This window comes from Falsihalocynthiibacter sp. CO-5D18 (assembly GCF_041205445.1).
Classification (GTDB): Bacteria; Pseudomonadota; Alphaproteobacteria; order Rhodobacterales; family Rhodobacteraceae; genus Falsihalocynthiibacter; species Falsihalocynthiibacter arcticus.
Window position 1 is genome coordinate 64,087 of the sequence record NZ_JBGFCF010000001.1, and the last position, 25,400, is coordinate 89,486.

Sequence of the window (25,400 nt, forward strand, 5' to 3'; positions counted from 1 at the left end):
TTTATGGCTACCAAGGCTGAGGCAACGCAGTAGTAGGGAGAACGACCATGCTCAGAAGAAAGACCAATGGCATTGCACGCGGGTCGGCACGACCCGCAGTGGCACAGGCCAAATCCACCTCCGTTGACCGCCGCTCGTTTTTGCGGGGCTCGGGACTTGTGATCGGCGGACTTGCCGCTGTTGCCGCAACTGGCGGAACTGTTTCAAAAGCCACCGCGCAAACGGCCTTGGACCGCACGGTCGAAATCAAGAAGTCCATTTGCACCCATTGCTCGGTTGGATGCACGGTTATTGCCGAGGTTGATAATGGCGTCTGGACGGGGCAGGAACCCGGCTTTGACAGCCCGTTCAACTTGGGGGCGCATTGCGCCAAGGGCGCCGCGGTGCGCGAACATGCCCATGGTGAGCGCCGTTTGAAATACCCGATGAAAAAAGAAAACGGCGAATGGGTAAAAATAAGTTGGGAAACGGCGATCAACGAGATCGGCGATGGCATGATGAAAATCCGCGAAGAAAGCGGACCGGATTCGGTTTATTGGCTAGGCTCTGCGAAGCACAGCAACGAGCAGGCCTATTTGTTCCGCAAATTTGCCGCTTATTGGGGCACTAATAACGTCGACCATCAGGCGCGGATTTGCCACTCGACCACTGTGGCGGGTGTGGCGAATACATGGGGCTATGGCGCCATGACCAACAGCTACAACGACATTCACAATTCCAAAGCGATTTTCCTCATTGGTGCAAACCCCGCCGAGGCCCATCCGGTTTCCTTGCTGCATTTGCTAAAAGCCAAAGAAGAAAACAACGCGCCACTGATCGTTTGCGATCCGCGCTTTACCCGCACGGCGGCACATGCCGACGAATACGTGCGCTTCCGTCCCGGATCGGACGTGGCATTGGTGTGGGGCATTCTGTGGCATATCTTTGAGAACAAATGGGAAGATACCGAGTTTATCCGCACCCGTGTTTGGGGCATGGACCAGATCCGCGATGAAGTGAAGCAATGGAACCCAGAAGAAGTAGAACGTGTCACAGGCGCGCCTGGGGAACAGTTAGAGCGCGTGGCGCGTACACTGGCGAACAACCGTCCCGGCACTGTGATCTGGTGCATGGGTGGCACCCAGCACAGCAACGGGAATAACAACACCCGCGCTTATTGCATCCTGCAACTGGCACTTGGAAATATGGGTGTCGCAGGCGGGGGAACTAATATTTTCCGTGGCCATGACAACGTGCAAGGCGCCACCGACCTTGGCGTTCTAGCCGATACTTTGCCGGGATATTACGGCCTGTCTGACGGCTCTTGGGCGCATTGGGCACGTGTATGGGACGAAGACCTTGACTGGCTCAAGGGGCAGTTTTCCGATGCGAGCTTTGGCGATACCAAAATGATGAACTTGACCGGGATTCCGGTCAGCCGTTGGATTGACGGGGTGCTAGAGGATAAGGCCAACCTTGATCAGCCCGATAATACCCGCGCCATGGTTCTTTGGGGCCATGCACCAAACTCGCAGACCCGCATGAAAGAGATGAAAACCGCGATGGAGCGCCTCGAGATGCTCGTTGTGATCGATCCTTATCCGACGGTTTCTGCTGTGATGCAGGATCGCACAGATGGGGTTTACCTTCTCCCCGCCGCAACACAGTTCGAAACTCGCGGTTCTGTCACGGCGTCGAACCGGTCACTGCAATGGCGCGAGCAGGTTATGGACCCATTGTTTGAGTCGCTGCCCGACCACACAATCCTCGCCAAGTTTGCCGAGAAATTCGGTTTCCATGAACGGATGTTCCGCAACATCGCGATTGACGAGGGCGGTGAACCGAATGTCGAAGACCTGACCCGCGAGTTTAATCGTGGCATGTGGACCGTCGGTTATACGGGGCAAAGTCCCGAGCGGTTGAAAATGCACATGGAAAATCAGCACACCTTTGACCGCACGACGTTGCGCGCCATTGGCGGACCTGCGGATGGCGATTTTTACGGGTTGCCATGGCCTTGCTGGGGCACACCGGAAATGAATCATCCCGGAACGGCCATTCTGTATGACATGTCGATCCCTGTGGCGGAGGGTGGCCTGACCTTCCGCGCCCGCTTTGGTGTGGAGCGTGAAGGTGATAACCTGCTGGCCGAGGGCGTTTATTCCAAAGGGTCAGAGATTAAGGACGGCTATCCCGAATTTACGGTGCAGATGCTGCGTGATCTGGGATGGGAAAATGACCTTACCGATGTCGAAAAAGCCAGTATCAACGGCGTTGCCGGATATCCCGATGGGGCGCCCTTAACGGCGGAGCCTGCGGATGATGGTGGCTCTAACAATGCTGAAGAAGTGGGCGAGACATCGCAGCAAAGCGATATTCCGTCAGACTTCCTAGCCAAAACAGGCGGCGTGAATTGGAAGACCGACCTGTCGGGAGGCATTCAACGGGTTGCGATTGCCCATGGTTGTGCGCCCTTCGGGAACGCCAAGGCCCGCGCTGTGGTCTGGACTTTCCCTGATCCAGTCCCCCTTCACCGCGAACCCCTTTATACCAACCGCCGTGATCTCGTGGTCGATTATCCGACCTACGAGGACAAGAAGTTCTGGCGGGTACCAACGATGTACCGCTCGATTCAGGAAAATGATTTCTCGCAAGAATATCCGATTATCCTGACCTCCGGTCGCTTGGTTGAATACGAAGGTGGGGGCGACGAAACCCGCTCCAATCCATGGCTTGCCGAATTGCAGCAGGACATGTTCGTCGAGATCAACATACGCGACGCCAATGATCTTGGTGTGCGTGACGGCGCACAGGTCTGGGTCGAAGGCCCAGAGGGTGGCAAGGTTAAAGTTATGGCTATGGTCACAGAACGCGTGGGGACGGGCGTGGCGTTCATGCCCTTCCACTTTGGCGGCCATTTTGAGGGGAGGGACTTGCGGGATAAATACCCCGAAGGCGCAGACCCCTATGTATTGGGCGAGTCGGCCAACACGGCGCAAACCTATGGCTATGACAGCGTAACCCAGATGCAAGAGACCAAAGCGACTCTTTGCAAAATCTGGTCGGCATAAAGGGAGACAGATCATGGCTAGAGCAAAATTTCTCTGCGACGCCGAACGGTGCATCGAATGTAACGCCTGCGTTACGGCTTGTAAAAACGAGCACGAGGTTCCGTGGGGCATTAACCGCCGCAAGGTGGTAACGATCAATGACGGTAAACCGGGAGAGCGATCAATCTCGGTTGCGTGTATGCATTGCTCGGACGCGCCTTGCATGGCGGTGTGCCCTGTGGATTGTTTTTACCAAACCGAAGACGGCATCGTTCTGCACTCCAAAGACCTGTGCATCGGGTGTGGCTATTGCTTCTATGCGTGCCCCTTTGGTGCGCCGCAATATCCACAGGCGGGCAATTTCGGGTCGCGTGGCAAAATGGACAAATGCACTTTCTGTGCCGGTGGACCGGAAGAAAACCACTCGTCCGCCGAGTTCTCCAAGTATGGACGCAATCGGATCGCAGAAGGCAAACTGCCACTCTGCGCCGAGATGTGTTCCACCAAAGCCCTGCTCGCAGGGGACGGTGATACCGTTGCTACCATTTACCGCGAACGTATCGTTTCGCGCGGATTTGGCGCTGGGGCTTGGGGCTGGGGTACGGCTTACGGTCTAAAGGGCGGTTGATTTTCGCCCTCCCTTTGCGATGCAAAATGGGCGGTCTGTGACGGACCGCCTTTCTTTTACGACACTGTAAAGGTCCACTCTGATGTTTCGTCTTTTCGCTGTTTTTTTCTTGCTGTGCAGTCTGCTTTCTCCGGCTGTAGCGCAACAAGCTGCTGATACGCCGCGCGCGGAAACGGGCGGCGCACAGACGCTTAACGATATTCTCCTCCGGCAAAATGCGCAAAAAGTGGACGACGAATTCCGCCGCTCGGCTGTTGGCGATCCGGACGCTGCCGCGCAAATCACCGCGCCGCTTGGCACGCTTGGTGGCCAATCTGATCCGGAACTGTGGCGGGCGCTGCGGTATAACACGGCCGATGTGCAGACCCAATCACGCGGGCCCGCAGCAACAACGTTGATCCAAGATGGCGGCATGTGGTGGTTGGAGTTTCGCCAAGGCCCACTTTTGACCTATGGCGCTGGGCTGCTTGGGGGCACTTTGGTGCTTCTGGCGTTATTCTACCTCATCCGCGGGCGTATTCGTATCGAAGGTGAAAAAACGGGCCGCACGATCACGCGTTTCGGTGGCGTTGAGCGGTTCGGCCATTGGCTTTTGGCGAGTTCGTTTCTTATTCTTGGCGCGACGGGCTTGATATCGCTGTTCGGGCGCAAAGTGTTGATACCGACCTTCGGCCACGAAGCCTTCTCGACCGTCGCCATCGGCACTAAGTGGGTGCATAACAATATTTCTTGGGCGTTCATCGTGGCGCTTATTATTATCTTTGTTTTCTGGGTTGGGCACAATTTGCCCGATCGAACCGATCTGTTCTGGCTGAAGAAAGGCGGCGGTATCTTTGGCGGAGGTCACCCGCCAGCCAAGAAGTTTAACGCAGGTCAAAAGCTAATATTCTGGTCTGTGATCGTCTTGGGGTCGTCGATTTCGGTGTCGGGACTCTCTTTGCTGTTCCCGTTTGAATTCCATATGTTCGGGGCAACGTTTGCAAAGCTGAACGCTTGGGGCGTGACGGGATGGTTTGGATTTGACCCGCTGCCATATCCGTTGGCGCCGCAGGAAGAGATGCAATATGCCCAGTTGTGGCATGCAATTGTGAGCCTCGTTTTAACCGCCATAATCTTTGCGCACATCTATATCGGGTCTGTTGGTATGGAAGGTGCTTTTGACGCTATGGGCAGTGGTGAAGTCGAGGAACAATGGGCGCGGGAACACCATAGTCTTTGGGTTGAAGACGTTCGAAAAGCCGAAATGCAGCAAAGCAAGGACGCGTAAGATGAAGGCATTTTTGTTAGCATTGTTTATGTTGGTGGTGATCACAATTGGTGCGAACCGGGTACTGGTTATGAGCGGTTTTTCATCAGAGGCAACCTCGGTGTCATCCGGAAATGTTAGGCTAGGTGAGGGCGCTGCCGGAGGAAACTAGCCGATTTCGTTGCAGTTGATTGCTACAAAATACGCCATTTTCCACACCTCCGCTTTGCCAAACCAAGGCATTGCTGTGGTCACGCCGTTTGTCTCAAGTGACGCTGCAATCGTTGCGAAGGCCGTGGACGAAATCGCCAAGGAATTCTCGCAGGTTGAAAAAGAGCTCGCAGCTGAAAATCAAGTCTATTTGCCGACAGGCGTTGCTCACGCTCATATCAAATTTTCTCGATAGCTAGTTTTATCCGTTGCCGATCTTGGAGGCAAAAAGGTTGCGACTTCTGGGTGCAATCTTCGTTGCCTCGAAGGAATTGAAGGCGCCGCGGGCGTTCAAGGCGGATTGCCCACCTTTTTTTATCACATGGTGCAAACGGGCGCGACTGAAGCGGCAATGTTGTGGCCAGAAGCGGCGCTGGCTCACAACATGGTTGAGGTTGCACCCAATATGCTCAAGGCTGTCCTTGGGGCAGTAAACTCGAAAATATTGACATTCAATGCGGCGTTTTTTTTGCTCATCTCCATGGCCGGATGCTGGGCTTCCAAATCAACTCGAAGAAGCTCTGCCCACGAAGGAAATGTCGTTCTTTCAGATCCTGGTCATCTCTGTGCCTCTTAAGCCGGTCCTGATCTTATTGATCTAGTCCCCCATCCTCTCCCCTTTAAGTCTACACTAATTAGGAATTCCGATGAGGGACGTTTCGAGCTATACCATAACCCAAGCCTTTGTGGATTATTGCACCAAGGATACCGGTACGCATTTACCAAGGAAACGGAACAGACCCAAAAGAGTGGATACGCGGTCCCAATTTCTGATGGATGCTGGGAAAATTTCGGACAATGAGTACAGCGAGTTTGATTTATTTCTGATGCCACAGGTCTGTCTTCGCTGCTGGATATGATTGGTTCGCAACATGAAAGTACCTCGGAGCGTGCTTGGCTCCTTCGACATTTTGGGGCTCCCGAAGTCCCTGTTGGCGGCGACCCTAAAAAGGACAACGGCGGCGCAAACAGTGTTGTTGAGGGTAGAATAACAACGCCCGACGCAATCCCGAGCGAAGGGGCCGTGCTTGACCTGGGGCAGGCCGCCGATAACGGGCTATATTCTGGTCAAGATGAGAGCCAGCCCGAGTATAACTTTGGGGTTCCAGGAAAGTAGGGGCCGAAAGTCGCTAGGCGCTGACATTTACCCTGTTCGCTTTGCGGTGTTTGTGTGTGCGAAAACTTGGTGACGGTTTGTAATGCACCATAATGGCAAAAGGCTTGGCTGGCCGCGTGCCAATGAAATGCGCCATCGAATTTAGCCACTTAAGGCGCGCCAGTGCCACTGTGGAATCGACAGACAGGGTCCAAAGGTTTCGCATCATTGGCTTTTTCGGACGCAAGGAACCATGCGACATCCGCGAGTAGGGACTTGCGGGTCTCTGGGAACATCGCGTCGATTTCTTCTTTCGTTGCAGGAAGGGATTTTGCCAGTTCAGAATCGTCGCGCGGCCATTTGCCGAAGCTCATGATGGCATTTGGGATTTTGTTGTGAGGGCCACTTTGACAGAAAATCAGGGGTTCTTCCTGAAGGTCGTGGTGAAAAGTTCAAGCGGCGATTTGGTGCCGCCCTCAAGGTCTTCCTGTGTATCGAGTTCGCTGTTGGGAATGGAAACGGTAACATAGCCACTCGCCGTTCCCGTCACGGGAACCGATGCAACGCCCCCTGACTTTCCGGTTCGCTTGGCATTGCTGTTTAGACGGGGTTTTTGCTCATCCTCTGCGATGAATTCCTGAAAATGCGCGCTGCTTGAAACGTCAAAAGGCTCGGATCGGTTGGAGCACTCGACATATCCTGAGGGGGCACATATTCGGCGAAGGAAAACCGACCTTGGGATTCCGCATCAAAACGGCAGAGCACGCCTGCGCATCGCCAATAATATCGGAAACCGCCGCAGTGAGAGCCTTTGCCGCGCCCAAGCCCCACCATGAATGCTTCGCGTTCTGACTGGGCATAGTAAGTGGTTCGTGCGTGAAGATTGAGGTTGCGTACCTCGGCCAACTCCCGTTGCAACACTTGTGTTTGATGGACGGCAATCAACCCGTGAGGGAGCAAGGCAACCGTCAAAGTCGCCGCTAATTGTACTGAACACGGCGGCATCCCCGTTTTCGGCGGCCGCTTTCGATGTCTGCGGTTTCTTGGTCATCTCGATCTCCTAATCGATAAGATGAACCAGAAATCCTCCCTTATTCAAATCCTCAAATCTGTCCAGCAGGTGCTGACGTCAGATACCTCTTCGAAAACCCGCCTTAGGTTTTCGTCGATTTTGGTCTTAAGATCAGGTCGGATTGTTTTGAGTGCCACATCTTACCAACTGGATATGTTGAAGTGGCAAAAAAAACTCGCGTACTCTGGAAAAAACGCACGACTGGTACGTTTGTTCCATGAAAAGTTTAAGAACAGGGGAAAAGAATGTCGAACACTGCCCAAAAACCCCTGGAAATGTCCGATCTGATCAGGCAGCACTTGCCATATTTGCGGCGCGTTAACCGGATCGCAAACCAGTGGCGACATCTATGCGGCCTCGACCCTTGAGGCAGCTTTGGCCGATCCATCCTGTTTCGATGCGCCGCGCCTTGGGGGAAAACCGCCCTGTTTCGTGTGTTTCACATACTTTGGTCAAGCAGCGGGCAACCGATTGAAGATACTGCCAAAAACCTGCGCGCCAAGGCCCAGTTCTACCTCTCGCGGCTCTCCGCTAACACCCGCGAAGCCCTGCTTTTGTCGACCGTCGCGGACTTCGACACCAAGGATATTGGCGCGATCATGGATGTTTCTGAACAAGACGCCACAAGCCTGATTTTACTGGCCCATGATGAAATGCACCAGTCTGTGTTCGGCAAATGAAGCAATTGTCGCGTTGTAAAACGCTTCATTTCCAACATTGAGTACCGTGACAACGGTGCCTTCGGGATAGTGAGCTTGGGCTTGCACCGCCGTAACCGTCAACTCGAAACTCTCGTGTTAGGCGGTGTCATCTTCCTTGATCACAACGGCGCCTCTATGCTGTGTTTCGGCAACACCAAGCATTTGCGACAGGCTATTCGCCAAAGAAACCTCATCAATGTCGATCAAGATTGTGGCCCCTTCCTTGGTGATTTGACCCACCAAGAGTTTGGCAATGGCCGTTTCGAGATCGCTCGCGATGTCGTTCCAGACTTCTGCGGCTTCGACATCGGTGGTTGCATAGGCTGCGCTTGCACTGATTGCAGTTGCAGAAAAAAGGGCGGTAAGGGTTAGGACGCAGAGGCAAATCATAGTGAAACGAAACATGGTGTTCTCCTTTTTGTTCGTCGATGATTGACCAACGCTCCTCATTGAATAAATGTTTTATAAAACCGCAAGAATAGCAGATTTATTTGTGGGTTTACTGTGGGGAACAACGTTGGGGAAACCCAATTTTGTTGTTTTAAAACGGCGTCCAAAAAAACGCGCTTAGCTGTGATGTGGAGGGCCGACGGCACGATCGCTGTCCTGTGGTCATGCATGAATTACTGCGGTTTTTGGGGGCAGGTTCGGTCCCAATACTCCACCGCCCCCGATCTGCTAAAGTTTCAACGCATCGAGATTGCGCGCGAGGGATGAAACCTTGCCAGTGCCTAAGAGCACACTTGCAACGATGTCTTTTGAGAGGCCAAATTGCATTGCAGCGGTTGCCAGCGGTATCCCGTCACGCAAGCACTCTTGCTCAAGGGCGCGCGTTTTCGCAAGGATTTCTTCGGACGCAGGGGCGTAGTCAAAGTGCGCGCCTTCCTTGGCACCGGTGGCCAGAATCCCAGAGTTGAAAATCCCCCCGAGGACAAGGCTCGTGTTGGCCTGTTGGCAAAGCGGTATGAGTTCCTTTTCGGCACTTCGGTCTAGCAAAGTCCACCGGCCTGCGAGGAGGATAACATCGAGTGTATGGTGTTTCATGACGTCCACACAGACTTCACATTCATTAACGCCCAGCCCATAGGCCCCAATTTTACCGGCGACCTTGAGGCGTTCCAGCGCGGGGAGGCCCGTTGAAAGCAGATCCTCCATATGGCGGTCATTATCGGCCCCATGTGTCAGTTTTCCAATGTCGTGCACATAAACGATATCAAGGTGATCGACGCCCAACCGCTCAAGGCTCCCTTCGAAACTCTCCATAATTCCGGCACCAGAATAGTCATACCGCACGTCGTTGGGGAGGGGGGAGACAAACCCGTCCGCTTCGCTTCTCTGCTTCCCCGGAGTCAAAACACGACCAACCTTGGACGAGAGGGTGACTTCATTTTTTGGTACAGTTTGCAGGAACTGCCCTAGGCGTGTTTCGGATAAACCACGGCCATAATGAGGGGCCGTATCAAAATAACGAATGCCTCGCTGCCAAGCGTAGGACAGCACGTCTTGCGCCGCTTTGTCCGTCACACGCGCATATAAGTTGGCGATGCTGGCGCAGCCAAAGGAAATATGGCTAACGGTTACATCGGTGGTGCCTAAAGGTCGTGATTGAAGCATTGTGTTGTCTTTCTTGTTTAAGCGGCGTTGGTGGATTTCATTTTTCTTGGCAGCAAAGTTTATGGGTAAAGCGTTGCCCTCATTATGCAGGTTTTGTATTTATATGCAAAAAAAACCTTTGACAGCGGGATAGGTTGTTTTTTATAGATAAGTAACAGGTCGACAATTCGATGTGTAAGTGGAGGAGGGACAGTGATGACGAGCGCGGGTATTTCAAAGATTATCCTAGAGGCCAAGGGGATCAGCAAGCATTACGGCGGCGTTAAAGCGATCGACGACGTTAGTATCGACCTTCGCGAAGGCGAGGTTCTTGCGATTGTCGGGGACAACGGGGCCGGGAAATCAACATTGGTTAAGGCAATCACCGGAGCGCTTGCTAAAACAAGCGGAACTATTTTTCTGGACGGCAAAGAAGTTCGGATCGATAGCCCCACGGACGCCAAAGCTGCCGGTATGGAAACCGTCTATCAAGATCTCGCGCTGGTGAATGAATTGTCGATTACCAAAAACGTATTTTTGGGACGCGAAATCGTTAGAAAAGACATTCTGGGCAAGATTTTCGGCGCGCTCGATTTTAAGACGATGGACGCGGAAATCCGGTCCTTGTTTGAAAAGCTTGATATACGGATTGCCGACATCTATCGGGATGCGCAATCGTTCTCAGGCGGGCAAAGACAGGCCGTCGCCCTTTCTAAAACAGTGATGTTCGGCAAGCGGATTGCCATTCTTGATGAGCCAACTGCGGCGCTCGGTGTGCGCGAAAGCAAAATGGCGATGGACCTTGTGCGGTCTCTCAAAGATCACGGATTGTCGGTCATCATGATCACCCACAACATGCAACATGTCCTGAATTACTGCGATCGCGTTGCGGTTCTCAGGCTGGGGCAACTCTCGGCGGTTCGCGATGTGAAGGATGTCGATGGCGACACGCTCGTCGGATTGATTACGGGCACTATCGATACGAAGGCGGCTTGATATGACAACGACCAATGAAAACAGTTCAACATCCATAACGACCCCAACAGCAAATTCGGGAAATTGGGATGCCTTCAAGCACCAATTCATGCAGATTTGGCAAGTGCTTGCAGCTCTAGCGCTCATTTATATGGTGTTCTTTATCCTCTCGCCTCCGTTTAGGAGCGTCGACACCTTACTCTCAATTTTCGGACAAGCCTCAATCCTTGCGATCTTGGCGTGTGGCACGACGGTTGTGTTGATCTCGGGCGGGCTTGACCTGTCTGTTGGTTCGATTTTTGCCGTTGTGGGCGTCGTTGTTGGCATTCTACTTGCGGAATACAACCTGCCAGTCATCGTTGCCGTCGGCCTAGGCCTTTTGACGGGTGTTGCCCTTGGGGCGTTGAATGGCATCCTGCAAGTCGTCACCCGTGTTCCCGCGTTCATTGTGACACTCGGAGGCCTTACCGCCTATAAAGGCGTTGCGGAAATTCTAGCCAGCGGACGCGATTTGTCGCGCTTCCCCGATCAGTTTCAACTGCTTGGCTCTGGCTATGCGGTGCCCATGTTCATCATGTTTGGGGCTGCTCTTCTGACGGGCCTTTTCCTAACCAAAACCCGCCTTGGAAACCACGCTTTTGCAATTGGTGGCAACGAAGAGGTCGCCCGCCTGTCTGGTGTGAATGTCGCCAAAAGCCGTATTTATTACTACATGATCGGTGGCTTGATGGCGGCAACCGCAGCGATCTTGGAAGTGTCCAAACTCAATTTTGCGATGCCAGCCCGCGGTCAAAGCTACGAGCTATTCGCAATCGCGGCGGTGGTTATTGGCGGCACCAGCCTGTTTGGTGGACGCGGCGGTGTTGGCAAGACCATCATCGGGATGCTGATCATGCAGACCATCATTGTGGGCCTCGCTTACATGGGCGTTGGGACATCTGTTCAGCGGATCGCCATCGGCGCCATCATCATTCTCGCCGTTTACTGGGACGTCTGGAGACGCCAGACGCGATAATTCGGCATCAAGAATTTGCATCCAAAGCTGAGGAGGTTTTGGACACAATCTCGCCCGATATGGGCATTCAATCCAACGGAGGACAACTATGAAACGAACAACCCTAAAAGGCCTCGTAACTGCCGCAACACTGACGGCGGCAATGTCCAGTGCGGCCATCGCTGCCGATCTTAAAATTGCCTATACGGGCTATTCTACGGACAATACCTTCTGGATCGGAGTTGCGAATTCCGCAGCGGCGACAGCAAAAGAAATGGGCGTTGAGCTGATCGACATGACAGCCTCTTCCCCCGATGCCGCAGCTCAAAAAGACGCCGTAGATCGCGCTATCAATATGGGCGTCGACGGTATCATTATTGGTGCAGTTGATAACCGCGCCTTTGATGCATCCCTTGATATGGCTGCGAAAAAAGGCATTCCCGTCGTTGCTGTTGATACCGGAATTGAGCATGAGCACGTTAAGAGCCTCGTTCAAACGGACAACTTGGCAGCGGCTGGAATTGCCGGTGAATATATCGTTAACAATATTGGTGAAGGGTCTGTTTTGATCCTTGGCGGTTCAGCGGGGCACCAAACTGGTAACGCACGTCGCGACGGTGTTCTTACGGCTGCCGAAGCTGCGGGCCACGAAGTTATCTTCCAAATCTGCGATTGGCAGGACGCTTGTGCGTATGAAACCACAATCAACTTCTTGCAATCCAACCCAGATATCCGTGCGATTTTCGGCGCATGGGACCCAGGCGCACTTGCCGCGGTTTCCGCAGCAAACGAGCTTGGAAAATTGGACGATCTGGTCATCGTTGGATTTGACGGCAACCCTGCCAACTTGGCCTCCATCGAAGCCAACGAGCAAAGCGCTACTATCAAGCAAGACAACGTCCGGATGGGCGCTGAAGCTGTTGCCAATGTTATTGGTCTGATCAAAGGCGAAGAAGTTCCAGCGTTTACGCCAATCGACGGAATTTTGATCACGTCCGACAACGTTGCAGAATTTAAATAACTCTGAAAATCGGGCGCCCAGAAGGATTTTGGGCGCCCACTCCATTTTAAGTCATTGGGAATTAGGTCACGTCATGAGAGCTTTGGTAATCGAAAAAATTGGACAGGCCGGGTTTCGTGAAATCGACGCGCCCCAACCCAAAGCGGATGAAGTGCTGATTGATGTTAAGCATGTGGGGCTGTGTGGGAGCGATTTGAACACATTTCGTGGCACCAACCCCCTCTCAAAATTACCCAGAATCCCGGGGCACGAAATTGGCGGTGTCATTCGCTCTGCAGGTTCCGAGGTCCCCATTGAATTTTCCAACGGCGCATCGGTCATTGTCATCCCCTATTCGACCTGTGGTAAATGCTCTTCCTGCCTGAATGGCCGCGAAAACGCGTGCAAATATAACGAAACACTTGGGGTTCAAAAAGACGGCGGGATGTCGACCAGCATTGTGGTCCACCACGACCGTTTGATCCGAAATGACCAATTGATACCTGCACATCTCGCACTGGTTGAGCCGCTGTCTGTTGGCTTTCATGCCGTGGCCCGTGGGCGGGTGAGCGAAAAAGATACTGTCGTTGTGTTGGGCGGTGGAATGATAGGCGTTGGCGCAATGCTCGGCGCAAAGGCGCGCGGCGCACGGGTTATTGCTGTTGAAGTGAGCGAAGAAAAACACGCACCCCTTCTTAAGCTCGGCGTCGATTACGTGATCAACCCGACGAAAGAAGATCTGGAAAAAACCCTCGCCACGCTAACAAATGGCAACGGAGCGGATGTCGTGGTCGAGGCCGTGGGGCTTCCCGAAACTTTTCGCGCGGCGATTGATTTGGTCTGTTTCTCTGGGCGGGTTGTCTATGTCGGCTATGCCAAATCAGAAGTCAGCTACAACACATCCTTGTTTAACCTCAAAGAGCTCGACATCCTTGGCTCCCGCAACGCGACGCGCACGGATTTTGACGCCGTTATCGCCTTCATCTCGGGTCAAGAGGAGCTGGCCTCAAGTTTGATTTCGCGCGTATTCGCATGGGCAGAGGCCGATCTGGCTTTCGAATATTGGGAAGCCAATCGCAACAAGACCTTCAAAGTTATGATTGACTTGGAAGAGGGCTAAAATGACCAGCACCAGTTCGCTTGAGAGAATTTACAGCCTTAAAGGACGAACTGCGTTGGTCACGGGCGGCGGCACAGGGCTTGGTAAGGCGATCGCCACCTGCCTCGCACAGGCTGGCGCAAAGGTCATTATCGCCGGACGCCGTGCGGAGGTTCTTGAAACCGCATGCAAGGACATCGGGCACGGATGCTGCTCCCTGCCTCTGGACTTGGAGAAAACTGACACGATTGCTGCCTTTGCGAAAACTCTCGCAACCCGCTTTGGCCCCGTCGATATTCTGGTGAATAATGCGGGAAACACGGTGAAAAGGCCGTTTGAGGAGTCCTCTCTGGAGGATTTCGATAGCGTTTTTGACGTACATGTGCGTGGCGCGCTAGAACTTACCCGCGCCATTATCAAGCAAATGTTGGTGGAGGGGCGGGAAGGATCAATCCTGTTTACCTCCTCCATGACGGCCTATATCGGCCAGCCGATGGTGTCGGGCTATACTATTTCAAAAACCGCGATTAATGGCGTCGTTAGGGCGCTATCCGCAGAATTCGCGGGCCGTGGAATCCGCGTGAACGGGGTCGCTCCCGGATGGATCGACACAGAGCTTTACAGGGCGGCGACCAAAGGCGATGCCGCCCGCCAAACCAAGATCCTGAGCCGTATCCCAATGGGCAAGCTTGGCGATCCTGAAGATATCGGTTGGTCATGTGCCTTTCTTGCCTCGGCGGCCGCCAAATATGTAACGGGCCAAGTTATCCTAGTGGATGGCGGCGGCGCGACAGGTTTTTAGTTTAGGAGTTCAAAATGAGTGATTTTAAAAAGTTTAAAGAAATTAAAAATCGGTTGTTCACCGCGGTTATCGGCGACGTTTTGGATGTTCTGGGCTATAGAAATCAATTCCTGCCACAGCCGATCAAACCCCTCGTTCCGGGTAAAAAACTCATTGGACGCGCGATGACTGTGCTGGAGGCCGACTATCCAGCAGGTTCAGGACGAGGACCACTATCCGACCGACCTTTTGGCCTTTTGTTCGAAGCTTTGGATGATCTTAAAGAGGGCGAAATATACATCGCAACGGGCGCTTCCTTTGATTACGCGCTTTGGGGCGGGCTCATGTCGACACGCGCAACTTATTTAAAGGCCGCGGGCGCGATTTTGAATGGCTTCATCAGAGATTGTGATGAAATTAAAAATCTGGAATTTTCGGTATTCTCGCGTGGTTCCTACGCTCAGGATCAAGGTGTGCGCGGGAAAGTCGTCGACTATCGTGTTCCGATTTCCATCGAGGGCGTTCTTGTCCATTCCGGTGATCTGATCGTTGCGGATGATGAAGGGGTCATCATTATTCCTGCGCAAGTTGAAGATGAGGCCATCGCCGCCGCATTGGAAAAAGTCTCTACCGAAAATGAAGTGGCAAAGGCCATTCGACAGGGCATGTCGACCACTGAAGCCTTCGAAACTTTTGGCGTGATGTGAGCGAATAACTCACATGGATGGTTGGCGGACCGAAATCTGAATGCGCCTTGCCAGCACTTGGCGTCTTTGCTCGAAGCATCATTTGAAGAAATTTTCCGTTCGGCCATTTTTATCCGGAGGGGGGCAATCCCACAGAAGCCACGCGCTCAAAATGGCGCAATTCTTTGGTTAAGGGGTAAAGGTAGGATGACAATTTAAGGGTGGGGCAGTAGACACAAGGCTCGCTTCAGGTTTCGCTCTCCCCAAGAATGCATTATTAAGGCGAGTAATCCACGCGAATGAGTTGTCTAAAACCTTTACTGCGAGAGGCATTCTGAAAATGTCGTCAAATCACGAAATTACGCTCCGTTTGGCGAGTCGTCTCAAAGATGAGCGCAAGGAGAAGGGATTGAGTCTGGATGCATTGGCCAAACTTTCTGGTGTATCCCGATCTATGCTGTCCCAAATCGAACGCGGTGAATCCAGCCCGACGGTTGCGAGCCTTTGGAACCTCACGCGCGCTTTGAACGTTGATTTCGCGGAACTGCTCGATGAAAAAAGTAGCACAATCGGTCCCATCCTTGATGTGGTGCGGGGCGAAAGTACGCCCGTTATTCACAACAAAACCGCGCGCTGCTTGATCCGAATACTGAGTGCGCCAGAAGATGTTGGCGACACCGAAGTATATGATATTCATTTCGAAATGGGCGCGAGCCTGGATAGCTCCCCCCACAAAGCGGGCTGTGTGGAATCCCTAACCGTGCTTGAGGGACGCTTGGAAGTGACGACGGATGATCAAAGCGAAAACGTGACCGCAGGGGATACAATTCGCTACGTGGCGGATAAGGATCACGCCATTCGCGCACCCGAAAAGTCTCGGGCAATATTGGTGGTAAAAAACGCCTAAAGTCCGGAATGTTGCAAAATAATCCGGTATATTGACAATTCATCCCGTATAATGGATATTGATCCGCTGTAAGGGAGACGCGTACATGACGAGCCAATTCTTAGACCACATCACCACAACTCTGGAAAGCATTCAAGCAGAAGGCTTGATGAAGCGCGAGCGCGAAATCCTCTCTCCCCAGAGCGGCACCATCACTGTAGGGCATTCCGAAAAAGGCCCGACCCGAATGGTGAACCTATGCGCCAACAACTATCTGGGATTGGCCGATGACACCCGACTGATATCCGCAGCCAAAGCGGCGATGGATAGTCACGGCTATGGCATGGCCTCGGTGCGCTTTATTTGTGGCACGCAGGACATTCACCGTGAACTTGAACAGAAGCTCGCTAAGTTTCTTGGCAAAGAGGACGCCATCCTTTTCGCGGCTTGTTTTGACGCGAATGGCGGCTTGTTTGAACCCCTCCTGACTGCCGATGACGCGATCATATCGGATAGCCTGAACCACGCTTCGATCATCGACGGGGTGCGCCTCTGCAAAGCGAAACGCTACCGCTACGCCAATTCCGATATGGGGGATTTAGAGGCGCAGCTTAAACAAGCGCAAAGCGACGGTGCTCGGTTTATCATGATCGCGACGGATGGTGTATTTTCCATGGATGGCTATCTTGCAAAGCTTCCCGAGATTGTGACGCTTGCTGAACGTTATGGCGCGCTGGTGATGGTGGATGATTGCCATTCCACTGGGTTCATGGGGCCTGACGGGGCGGGGACGCCATCGCATTTCGGTGTCGATGTGGATATCCTGACAGGTACGCTTGGTAAGGCGCTTGGCGGCGCACTGGGCGGTTACATTGCGGGACCACAGCAGGTCGTTGACCTTTTGCGGCAACGGGCGCGACCCTACCTTTTCTCCAACTCTCTGCCGCCTGCGATTGTTGCTGCAGGGATCGAAGCCTTGCGGATCGTCGAGGAGGGGGCTGACCTCAGGGCCAAGTTGTTTGAAAACTCCGATTACTGGCGCGCAGGCCTCACATCGCTTGGATTTGAGCTCCTTCCGGGCACACACCCGATCATTCCTGTGATGCTCGGTGAGGCCCAGCTTGCCCAAGATATGGCGGCGCACCTGAACGATAACGGTGTCTATGTCGCTGGTTTCTTTTTTCCGGTCGTGCCCAAAGGGCAGGCGCGCATTCGCACACAGATGAGCAGTGCTTTAACGCGTGACGACCTCGATTTTGCGTTGGAGGCCTTTAAGAAGGCAGGGCGCGCGACAGGAGTATTGGCATGACGAATCTCATGAAAGCCTTGGTGAAAGCAAAGCCGGAACAAGGCTTGTGGATGGAACGCCACGCCGTGCCTGAAATTGGTCCAGACGACGTTCTGATCCGGATTAAAAAAACCGGAATTTGTGGCACTGATATTCATATTTGGAATTGGGATGAATGGGCGCAGAAAACGGTGCCTGTCCCAATGATTACAGGGCATGAATTTGCCGGTGAGATCGTGGAACTGGGCAAGAATGTCTCGGACCTTGAGCTTGGGCAAAGATGCTCTGGCGAGGGGCATCTGATAGGTAAAAACAGTCGCCAATCGCGGGCGGGCAAATTCCACCTTGACCCAAGCACGCGCGGCATTGGTGTGAATGTGCAAGGCGCGTTTGCGGAATACCTATGTTTGCCCGCCTTCAATGTTGTGCCTCTTCCTGATGATATCAGCGATGATATCGGTGCCATTCTCGACCCGTTAGGCAATGCTGTGCACACCGCGCTGTCTTTTGATTTGTCGGGTGAAGACGTTTTGATAACTGGCGCTGGTCCGATTGGCATCATGGCCGCGGCGGTTGCCCGTCATGCGGGCGCGCGCAATATCGTTATTACCGACATAAATACGGATCGGCTCGCCTTGGCTGAGAAGGTCGCGGATGTGGTGCCGGTGAACGCGGCAACTGAGGACCTGAAGGACGTCATCGCGCGACTGAAAATGCGCCAAGGCTTTGATGTTGGGATGGAAATGTCTGGTAATCAGGCCGCGTTGGACCAAATGGTGGACGCAATGGTCATGGGGGGGCGCATCGCGCTTTTGGGCATTCCATCTAGCAAAGCGCCCTTCGATTGGTCTCGCATCGTGTTCAAAGCAATCACGATTAAGGGCGTCTATGGCCGTGAGATATTTGAGACGTGGCACAAGATGATTGCGATGTTGCAAAGCGGGCTTGATGTGAGCCGCGTCATCACGCATCGCTTTCCCGTTGATGAGTTCAGAACCGGCTTTGAAACCATGAAAGCGGGATCAAGTGGAAAAGTAGTCCTCGACTGGACCGCCTCCTAACATTTTCCGAAAAGGGTAGGGATATGGACTATATCAGCACGCGCGGAAGCGCACCAATACTGACGTTTAAAGAGGCCTTGCTCGTGGGGCTTGCCGAGGACGGTGGTCTTTATGTTCCCCAACACTGGCCGAAGTTCAGTGCCGAGAAAATACGGTCGTTTCGTGGCATGCCGTATACGGACGTTGCATTCCACATCATCAGTGCCTTTGTCGACGGGGAGATCAAAGACGCACTTCTGCGCAAAATGATCGATGAAGCCTATGCTACGTTTCATCATCCTGCGGTGGTTCCTTTGGTGCAAACCGGTGCGGATAGCTGGGTGCTGGAGTTATTCCATGGTCCGACCCTCGCCTTTAAAGATGTTGCGATGCAAATTCTGGCCAAGCTGATGGACCACATTTTGACCGAGCAAGGACGGCGTCTTACCATTGTTGGCGCAACCTCTGGCGACACAGGTGGCGCCGCGCTTGAGGCCTTCAAAGACTGCGAAGGGATCGACACATTCTTTATGTTCCCGAGTGGCAAGGTTTCGGATGTTCAGCGTCGGCAAATGACGACCATTGGCGCTGCAAACGCCCATGCAATCGCAATCGACGGATCGTTTGATGACTGCCAAAGCATGGTCAAAGCCATGTTTGCGGACCACGGGTTTCGGGATGCGGTGCAATTGTCTGCTGTGAATTCGATCAACTGGGGGCGGGTCATGGCCCAGACGGTGTATTATTTCACGGCCGCCGCAGCCTTAGGTGCGCCAGATCGCGATATATCCTTCACCGTTCCGACCGGAAACTTTGGCGATATCTTTGCGGGGTATGTGGCAAAACAAATGGGGTTGGGTATTGATCGGCTTGTGATTGCGACCAACGAAAACGATATCCTTAGCCGCACGCTGGCGAGCGGTTCCTACACACTCGCCGAGGTTGAAGTTACCATCACGCCGTCGATGGATATTCAGATTTCATCAAATTTTGAGCGCCTTTTGTTTGACGCTGTTGGGCGAGACCCGAGTGTTGTTAAAAATCTCATGTCGGATTTGACAGACAACGGGGATTATGCGCTCCCTGAAAGCGCGCATCGCTTTGTGACGGAGCTTTTTAGTGCAGGTTCCGCCAGTCAGGCCCAAACCCTAGAAATGATGGGCGAGGTTTACAATCGGTCAGGATACCTTGCGGACCCGCACACGGCGGTGGCAATGCGCGTTGCAGAGCAAGCTGTTGATCAGACCACGCCAATGGTCACCCTTGCGACCGCGCATCCCGCCAAATTCCCCGATACGGTGTATAAGGCAACGGGGCAGTCGGTAAGCGTGCCCGATTGGGCCACGCAAAGAGCGCAGAATCCGGAAATCCTAAGTCTGATCGAGAATGATCTTGCCGCAGTTGAGGCCTTCATCATCGACAAATCGCGCATTGGGTCAGGTCGCAACGCCGATTGAAATTCGCATTGCCAGTGTGTCATGTTCTTGTCGTACAAAACGCGCTAAGGTCCGTTTGAGGGAACGCTTTAAGTTAAGCAGAGCATCCAGCAGAAAGAAGGTAATTTCTTGGAAATTAAATGGCTGGAAGATCTGTTGGCTCTTGCGGCCAGTGGCAATTTTCGCATCGCCGCAGAACAGCGTAACGTCTCGCAGCCGGCGTTCAGCCGCAGAATTCAGGCGCTTGAGGCATGGGTTGGAACCTGCTTGGTTGACCGAAAAAGCCAGCCTGCATGTCTAACGGATGCTGGGGCAACTTTTGTTGTTGTCGCTCAGACAATCGTCAGCGCCGCCTATCACTCGCGCGAAGACATTTTGGCCAAAGTATCGCTTGAGAAACAGAAAATCCGGTTTTCGACGCTCAGCACACTGGCCCAGTATTTCATGCCCGCGTGGCTAAAAGACCTTCAGCCGTTTATTGACACCGATCAGTTTGTTGTGCGCACTGATTTTGAAACAATCCCGCAATATCTTGTGGGGCTTGAAGAAAACGTTGTGGACCTGTTTATCTCCTATGAGAATCCAAACGCAGGGTTTTACAGCGACCCGAAAAAGTTTACCTCGCTCACGTTGGGGCAGGAGGCCTTGGTGCCAGTCGTCGCCCCCGATGCCACTGGCGCGCCGCTTTGGTGGCTGCCGGACAGGCCGACGGATCCGGTCCCCTATCTTCATACCGCGTCGTCGCTCTCCCTCTGGCCTGTCGCGGGGCATCTTGAGAAGCACTATGGCGATTTAACGTTCACGACGGTCTATGAAGCCTGCATCGCTACGAGCGTGAAAGCTATGGCGGTTGAGGGCTATGGTGTTGCTTGGATACCCAGCTTTATGGTCGCAGATGACTTGGCCAATGGGCGCCTTGTACGCGCCGCAGGTATTGCCGACAACATTATTGTCGACATCAACATCTATCGTTGCAAGGATTTCAACGAACCGAAAGTCGCCGCGTTCTGGCGGGCCTTACTTGAGAAGCAGGTAGGCTCTGTTACCTAAATTCGAAGGGTTTTCTCAAGGTTTTGCGGAATGCGCGCGTCTCGCGGCATCTCGGGTTTCGTCGTTTTCATACCAATTGTGCATTGCATCAAAGGCCGATGCGTTTCCTGCATGAGGCGCGCTGACATCGGCATTGGACGGCTTTGCCGTAACGCCAATACAGTCCAACAAAACGCAACCAACTCGGAGAATACGGAATGAAACGAAAATCTCAAATTGTGACGCTTGCAGCTCTAAGCACAGTTGCCGTAATGGGCGCTTCTGTTGCCTCGGCTGAGAGCACTTTGGAAATTGTCAAAGAGCGCGGAAATCTGCGTTGCCAGGTTGGGCCGCCGTCGGCCGGATATTACAATCTCGACAGTGAAGGCGTTTGGTACGGGCTTGACGTCGCGATGTGCAAAGCCGTCGCTGCCGCCGTATTCGGCGATGCCACAAAAGTGGAAATCCAGTCGGTGTCGAGCCAAGCGCGGTTTACTGCATTGGCAAATGGCGAAAGCGATATGTTGTCGCGTACCGCCACATGGACGCTGTCCCGTGACACCCAGTTGGGCATCGATTTTCTGCCGCCCAACTTCTATGATGGACAGGGCTTTACCGTTCGTCGCGATAGCGGCATTACCAGTGCGTTGGAGCTGAAAGGCGCCAAGGTTTGCGTGACCACCGGTACCACTAACGAGTTGAATTTAACGGACTTCAGCCGCACCAACGATCTTGGCATTTCAAATGTTACCTTTGAAGACTTCAACGTTCGCGACGATACCTATCTGAATGGTGGCTGTGATGCGGTGACGGGCGACAAATCCTCGATGGCCGGAAATATCGCGTCCTTTCCGGTGCCTTCCGATCACATGATCCTGCCTGAGACCCTGTCAAAAGAACCGCTTGCGCCTGCGGTACGTCATGGCGACAACCAATGGGCCGATATCGTGCGCTGGAGCGTTTTCGCGCTGATCAACGCCGAAGAATTGGGCATTACCCAAGCTAACGTCGATTAGATGCTGGCCACGTCGACAGACCCAAATGTTCTTCGCATGATGGGAGCCGAAGGCAACCTGAACGAAGGGTTGGGACTAGAACCTGATTGGGCTTACAACATCATCAAACAGGTCGGCAATTACGGCGAACTTTATGAGGCCTACATGGGCGGCGGCGAGCTGGGCATCGGGATCGACCGTGCCGGTACGCTGAACGCGCTTTGGACGGATGGCGGGTTAATGTATTCGCCCCCCATGCGCTAATAAATAGAGGGGGACGCCGGTGGATTTCATCGGCGTCCCCTCCTTCTTCCATACCCACTTCTACCAAAAACGATTGCAGATACCGCAACGGGGACACACATGAATAACGCCGCACCAAAGACGGGTTTAAAGCGCGCCAAGCCGAAAGAGACCTTCGACTTTTTCCACGACGCACGTGTTCGTTCGGTATTCTACCAACTTATTACCGCTGGGTTGTTTGGCTTGTTGATGTGGTATCTGGTCTCGAACACCTCCCAAAACCTTCAAGCGCGCGGCATGAGCACGGGCTTTGGTTTTTTGAACACGTCGGCCGGTTTTGATATTGATTTCAAACTGATTGATTATACGCCCGGCAAAGGCACTTACGGTCGGATCTTTGTGATCGGGGCGCTCAATACCTTGCTCGTATCCTTTATGGCAATCATTTTCAGTACAGCTTTGGGGTTTTTGGTGGGCGTTTTGCGGCTGTCAAACAACTGGCTGGTGTCAAAGGTCGCCCTGTCATTCGTTGAAATCTTCCGTAACACGCCGCTGCTGATCCAAATCGTGTTTTGGTATATTGGTGTGTTTGCTGTGTTACCCGCGGTCAAGCAAACGATTGACCTTTCATTGGGTGCCAAGATGCTGCTCCTGAACAATCGTGGTCTTTATATGGCGACGCCGATTATGGGCGGGTTGTTCTGGATGACCCTTGTTGCACTCGGCGTTGCGCTTGCGGGCGTATATATATTGCGACGTCGTGCGCGCAAATTGCAGGAGAGCAGCGGCAAGCAAACCATAACGCTTATTCCTTCGCTTGGATTGTTGGTTTTGCTGCCGAGTGCCGTTTTTATCCTTACGGGCAGACCACTTAGCTGGGATATGCCAACGCTTCAGGGCTTCAATTTTGCGGGCGGAACCAGCTTGCCTCCCGCCTTTCTCGCGTTGATTGTGTCGCTGAGTATTTATCACGCGGCGCAAATCGCCGAGGCCGTAAGGGCCGGTATCTTGTCAGTGAGTAAGGGGCAGAAGGAAGCGGCCCTTTCGATTGGCCTAAAACCTGGTCGGGTTATGGCCATGGTTGTCATCCCACAAGCAATGCCTGCAATTGTACCGCCCATGATTTCGCAATGGATGACCACGGTGAAAAATTCGTCGTTGGCCATCGCCATTGGCTATGCCGATATCGTCTCCCTCTTTATGCAAACCACGCTGAACCAGATTGGCCATGCCGTGGAATTGGTCGGGATGACGATGGCGTTCTATATGGTCATCAGCCTGTCGATTTCCGGTCTTCTGAACATCTACAACAAACGTGTACAGCTGGTGGAGCGTTGATATGGCTATAATCACCCCGATAAAAACGCCAGACAGAGCCGCCCCTCTTGCCGAACGCTCAATCATCGGCTGGATGCACAAAAACCTGTTCAGTTCTTGGTTCAATGCGATCCTGACTGTGGTCACGGCCTACCTTGTTTACATCACGGTCACGGGCCTCTGGACGTGGGGCGTGACGGACGCGACATTTATCGCAGACAGTCGGCGCGAGTGCTTTGAAAACAGCCTAACAGGCGCTTGCTGGGCGGGAGTTATCGACTGGTTCGACAACATCTTTTACGGACGCTACCCGCGAGAACAGATTTGGCGGATCAATCTCGGAGCAGTTTTGCTTGTCCTGTGGATGGCCCCGTTATGGATGAGCCGTGTCAAAGGCAAAGTCTTGATCGGCGCCGGAGTGGTTGTATTTTACCCCTTCCTAGCGGGCTACTTGTTTGCGGGCGGCGAAAAAGGCCTGTTGACCCAGCTCATGGTGAGTGGCGCTATCGTTGCGCTGATCGCGAATACTTCGAACATGCTCATAGGGATAACGACACGCGCCTCCCTAAAAGAGTTTCTTTTGCAAGTTCTCGGAAAGGCCAAAGCGCCAGACCGCACTCGGCGTAATGTGTTGCTTGCCATCGTTCTGTTTGTCTTTGTCGCGCTGGGTCGTCGCAGCAAACTAACGGTGGTCCGTGTCCTTTGCACGGGTTTCATCGAAGTCTTTCGCTCTGTGCCGCTGATAACCGTGTTGTTTATGGCCACCACCATGTTCCCGCTGTTCATGCCAGAGGGCTTTGTTCTGAATAAACTGGTGCAGGTCATCATCGCGGTTGTTCTGTTTAACGCCTGTTATATGGCCGAAACCGTGCGCGCTGGGCTTCAGGCGATCCCGAGCGGCCAATACGAGGCGGCCCATACCATCGGGCTTGGCTATTGGCGCACAACTGGGCTGGTCATCATGCCCCAAGCGCTCAAGTATATGATCCCCAATATCGTTGGAACCTTTATCAGTTTGTTAAAAGACACCACGCTGGTGTCGATCATCGGATTGTTCGACATCCTTGGGATGTTGCGCTCCATCAGCAAGGACATACCGTGGCTGGGCCTTCACAAAGAACCCCTGATTTTTGGGGCGATGTTGTTCTTCGTTCTGTGCTTCTCGATGTCAAAATATAGCCGCCATCTGGAAACGAAACTCTCAGCCGGTGACCAGCATTGATCCGCGAGCTAAGGAATTCCCCATGACAAACAAACTTTCTCAGGCGCACCTTGAATCTGCCGCCTCGACCGAAGTCATCATCGAAATCGCAAAGATGAATAAATGGTACGGCGCGTTCCATGTTCTCAAGGATATCGATTTAACCGTGCATAAGGGCGAGCGGATTGTCGTTTGTGGCCCCTCGGGGTCCGGTAAATCGACCCTAATTCGTTGCATCAATGCGCTCGAAGAGCACCAAGAGGGCGACATCATTGTTGATGGGATCAAACTAGGTAAGAACTTGAAAAACCTTGAACATATCCGCACAGAGGTCGGCATGGTGTTCCAGAACTTCAACCTGTTTCCGCATATGAGCATTCTGGAAAACCTAACCCTTGGGCCGATCTGGACTCGCAAAATGAGCAAATCTGATGCGATCAAAACTGCGATGACTTATTTGGAGCGGGTTAAAATTCCCGAACAGGCAGATAAATACCCCGGCCAACTGTCCGGTGGACAACAGCAACGGGTCGCGATTGCCCGCAGCCTGTGCATGAATCCCAAGATTATGCTGTTTGACGAACCGACCTCGGCGTTGGATCCGGAAATGATCAAAGAGGTGCTCGATGTGATGGTCGACCTTGCCGATACAGGCATGACGATGATCGTGGTCACGCATGAAATGGGCTTTGCACGGACAATCGCAGACGAAGTGATTTTCATGGACGCAGGCGACATTGTCGAACGCAACAACCCCGAGGCGTTTTTTGAAAATCCCGAACATGAACGCACACAGCAATTTCTGAGCCAGATTTTGTAGCCATTTTACGCCTGAGATGCGGACCAAAGGATCTA

25 protein-coding genes and 1 pseudogene are annotated in these 25,400 nt (G+C 53.1%); 22 read left to right on the forward strand and 4 right to left on the reverse strand.

Annotated features, from left to right (window positions below):
• Nucleotides 1-47: 47 nt before the first annotated feature.
• The 3 genes from AB9F27_RS00275 (at nt 48) to AB9F27_RS00285 (ending at nt 4,924) form a co-directional block, all read left to right on the forward strand.
• Nucleotides 48-3,050 (forward strand): formate dehydrogenase subunit alpha, encoded by a 3,003-nt coding sequence (locus AB9F27_RS00275; RefSeq protein WP_335585995.1) that lies wholly within the window; start codon nt 48-50, stop codon nt 3,048-3,050.
• Nucleotides 3,051-3,063: 13 nt separating this feature from the next.
• Nucleotides 3,064-3,657 (forward strand): formate dehydrogenase FDH3 subunit beta, encoded by a 594-nt coding sequence (gene fdh3B / locus AB9F27_RS00280; protein WP_039003913.1) that lies wholly within the window; start codon nt 3,064-3,066, stop codon nt 3,655-3,657.
• Between the two features lie 82 nt (nt 3,658-3,739).
• Complete coding sequence (locus AB9F27_RS00285) at nt 3,740-4,924, forward strand: formate dehydrogenase subunit gamma (RefSeq protein ID WP_369757445.1); 1,185 nt, start codon at nt 3,740-3,742, stop codon at nt 4,922-4,924.
• Nucleotides 4,925-5,071: 147 nt separating this feature from the next.
• Here AB9F27_RS00285 and AB9F27_RS00290 read toward each other — a convergent pair whose 3' ends face one another.
• Nucleotides 5,072-5,215 (reverse strand): hypothetical protein, encoded by a 144-nt coding sequence (locus tag AB9F27_RS00290; RefSeq protein ID WP_335583672.1) that lies wholly within the window; start codon nt 5,213-5,215, stop codon nt 5,072-5,074.
• A gap of 754 nt (nt 5,216-5,969) precedes the next feature.
• On the opposite strand from AB9F27_RS00290, the gene AB9F27_RS00295 reads away from it, so the two are divergent.
• Nucleotides 5,970-6,230: a hypothetical protein gene (locus tag AB9F27_RS00295; protein ID WP_335583671.1), complete on the forward strand. Its 261-nt coding sequence runs from the start codon at nt 5,970-5,972 to the stop codon at nt 6,228-6,230.
• Between the two features lie 149 nt (nt 6,231-6,379).
• On the opposite strand, the gene AB9F27_RS00300 is transcribed toward AB9F27_RS00295, so the two are convergent.
• Nucleotides 6,380-6,583: a hypothetical protein gene (locus AB9F27_RS00300; protein WP_335583670.1), complete on the reverse strand. Its 204-nt coding sequence runs from the start codon at nt 6,581-6,583 to the stop codon at nt 6,380-6,382.
• 1,004 nt (nt 6,584-7,587) lie between these two features.
• Between AB9F27_RS00300 and AB9F27_RS22225 the strand changes: the two are divergent.
• Nucleotides 7,588-7,671 (forward strand): annotated as a pseudogene (locus tag AB9F27_RS22225) (hypothetical protein); the annotation flags it as partial.
• A gap of 44 nt (nt 7,672-7,715) precedes the next feature.
• Nucleotides 7,716-7,961: a sigma factor-like helix-turn-helix DNA-binding protein gene (locus AB9F27_RS00305; protein ID WP_335583669.1), complete on the forward strand. Its 246-nt coding sequence runs from the start codon at nt 7,716-7,718 to the stop codon at nt 7,959-7,961.
• A gap of 117 nt (nt 7,962-8,078) precedes the next feature.
• Here AB9F27_RS00305 and AB9F27_RS00310 read toward each other — a convergent pair whose 3' ends face one another.
• The gene (locus tag AB9F27_RS00310; protein WP_335583668.1) at nt 8,079-8,387 is read right to left on the reverse strand and encodes a hypothetical protein; all 309 of its coding nucleotides are present in this window, start codon (nt 8,385-8,387) and stop codon (nt 8,079-8,081) included.
• Between the two features lie 273 nt (nt 8,388-8,660).
• The gene (locus AB9F27_RS00315) at nt 8,661-9,596 is read right to left on the reverse strand and encodes an aldo/keto reductase (protein ID WP_335583667.1); all 936 of its coding nucleotides are present in this window, start codon (nt 9,594-9,596) and stop codon (nt 8,661-8,663) included.
• Nucleotides 9,597-9,791: 195 nt separating this feature from the next.
• On the opposite strand from AB9F27_RS00315, the gene AB9F27_RS00320 reads away from it, so the two are divergent.
• The 16 genes from AB9F27_RS00320 (at nt 9,792) to AB9F27_RS00395 (ending at nt 25,365) form a co-directional block, all read left to right on the forward strand.
• A complete protein-coding gene (locus AB9F27_RS00320) occupies nt 9,792-10,571 on the forward strand; it encodes an ATP-binding cassette domain-containing protein (protein WP_335583666.1) in 780 nt (259 codons plus the stop codon).
• Between the two features lies 1 nt (nt 10,572).
• Complete coding sequence (locus AB9F27_RS00325; RefSeq protein WP_335583665.1) at nt 10,573-11,565, forward strand: ABC transporter permease; 993 nt, start codon at nt 10,573-10,575, stop codon at nt 11,563-11,565.
• A gap of 88 nt (nt 11,566-11,653) precedes the next feature.
• A complete protein-coding gene (locus AB9F27_RS00330) occupies nt 11,654-12,565 on the forward strand; it encodes a sugar ABC transporter substrate-binding protein (protein ID WP_335583664.1) in 912 nt (303 codons plus the stop codon).
• A gap of 73 nt (nt 12,566-12,638) precedes the next feature.
• Complete coding sequence (locus AB9F27_RS00335; protein ID WP_335583663.1) at nt 12,639-13,664, forward strand: zinc-binding alcohol dehydrogenase family protein; 1,026 nt, start codon at nt 12,639-12,641, stop codon at nt 13,662-13,664.
• 1 nt (nt 13,665) lies between these two features.
• Nucleotides 13,666-14,445, forward strand: coding sequence for an SDR family oxidoreductase (locus AB9F27_RS00340; protein ID WP_335583662.1), 780 nt, complete (start codon nt 13,666-13,668; stop codon nt 14,443-14,445).
• A 14-nt stretch (nt 14,446-14,459) separates the two neighbouring features.
• Nucleotides 14,460-15,131, forward strand: a complete 672-nt coding sequence (locus AB9F27_RS00345) for an RraA family protein (RefSeq protein ID WP_335583661.1) — start codon at nt 14,460-14,462, stop codon at nt 15,129-15,131.
• Nucleotides 15,132-15,450: 319 nt separating this feature from the next.
• Nucleotides 15,451-16,017, forward strand: a complete 567-nt coding sequence (locus AB9F27_RS00350; RefSeq protein ID WP_335583660.1) for an XRE family transcriptional regulator — start codon at nt 15,451-15,453, stop codon at nt 16,015-16,017.
• 85 nt (nt 16,018-16,102) lie between these two features.
• Nucleotides 16,103-17,305 (forward strand): glycine C-acetyltransferase, encoded by a 1,203-nt coding sequence (locus tag AB9F27_RS00355; protein WP_335583659.1) that lies wholly within the window; start codon nt 16,103-16,105, stop codon nt 17,303-17,305.
• Complete coding sequence (tdh, locus tag AB9F27_RS00360; RefSeq protein ID WP_335583658.1) at nt 17,302-18,345, forward strand: L-threonine 3-dehydrogenase; 1,044 nt, start codon at nt 17,302-17,304, stop codon at nt 18,343-18,345. Before AB9F27_RS00355 ends, tdh begins: the two co-directional genes overlap by 4 nt.
• 23 nt (nt 18,346-18,368) lie before the next feature.
• Nucleotides 18,369-19,781: a threonine synthase gene (gene thrC / locus AB9F27_RS00365; RefSeq protein ID WP_335583657.1), complete on the forward strand. Its 1,413-nt coding sequence runs from the start codon at nt 18,369-18,371 to the stop codon at nt 19,779-19,781.
• 108 nt (nt 19,782-19,889) lie between these two features.
• Complete coding sequence (locus AB9F27_RS00370; protein WP_335583656.1) at nt 19,890-20,810, forward strand: LysR family transcriptional regulator; 921 nt, start codon at nt 19,890-19,892, stop codon at nt 20,808-20,810.
• 197 nt (nt 20,811-21,007) lie between these two features.
• On the forward strand, nt 21,008-21,805 hold the full coding sequence (locus AB9F27_RS00375; RefSeq protein WP_369757446.1) for an amino acid ABC transporter substrate-binding protein: 798 nt from the start codon (nt 21,008-21,010) through the stop codon (nt 21,803-21,805).
• Entirely contained in the window at nt 21,806-22,048 is a 243-nt protein-coding gene (locus tag AB9F27_RS00380; protein WP_369757447.1) for a hypothetical protein, read from the forward strand.
• Between the two features lie 99 nt (nt 22,049-22,147).
• Nucleotides 22,148-23,365 carry an ABC transporter permease subunit gene (locus tag AB9F27_RS00385; RefSeq protein WP_335583654.1) on the forward strand — a complete coding sequence of 406 codons (1,218 nt, stop codon included), beginning with the start codon at nt 22,148-22,150 and terminating at the stop codon, nt 23,363-23,365.
• A 1-nt stretch (nt 23,366) separates the two neighbouring features.
• Complete coding sequence (locus tag AB9F27_RS00390; protein WP_335583653.1) at nt 23,367-24,566, forward strand: amino acid ABC transporter permease; 1,200 nt, start codon at nt 23,367-23,369, stop codon at nt 24,564-24,566.
• 22 nt (nt 24,567-24,588) lie between these two features.
• Nucleotides 24,589-25,365: an amino acid ABC transporter ATP-binding protein gene (locus AB9F27_RS00395; RefSeq protein ID WP_335583652.1), complete on the forward strand. Its 777-nt coding sequence runs from the start codon at nt 24,589-24,591 to the stop codon at nt 25,363-25,365.
• The last annotated feature ends 35 nt before the right edge of the window (nt 25,366-25,400 follow it).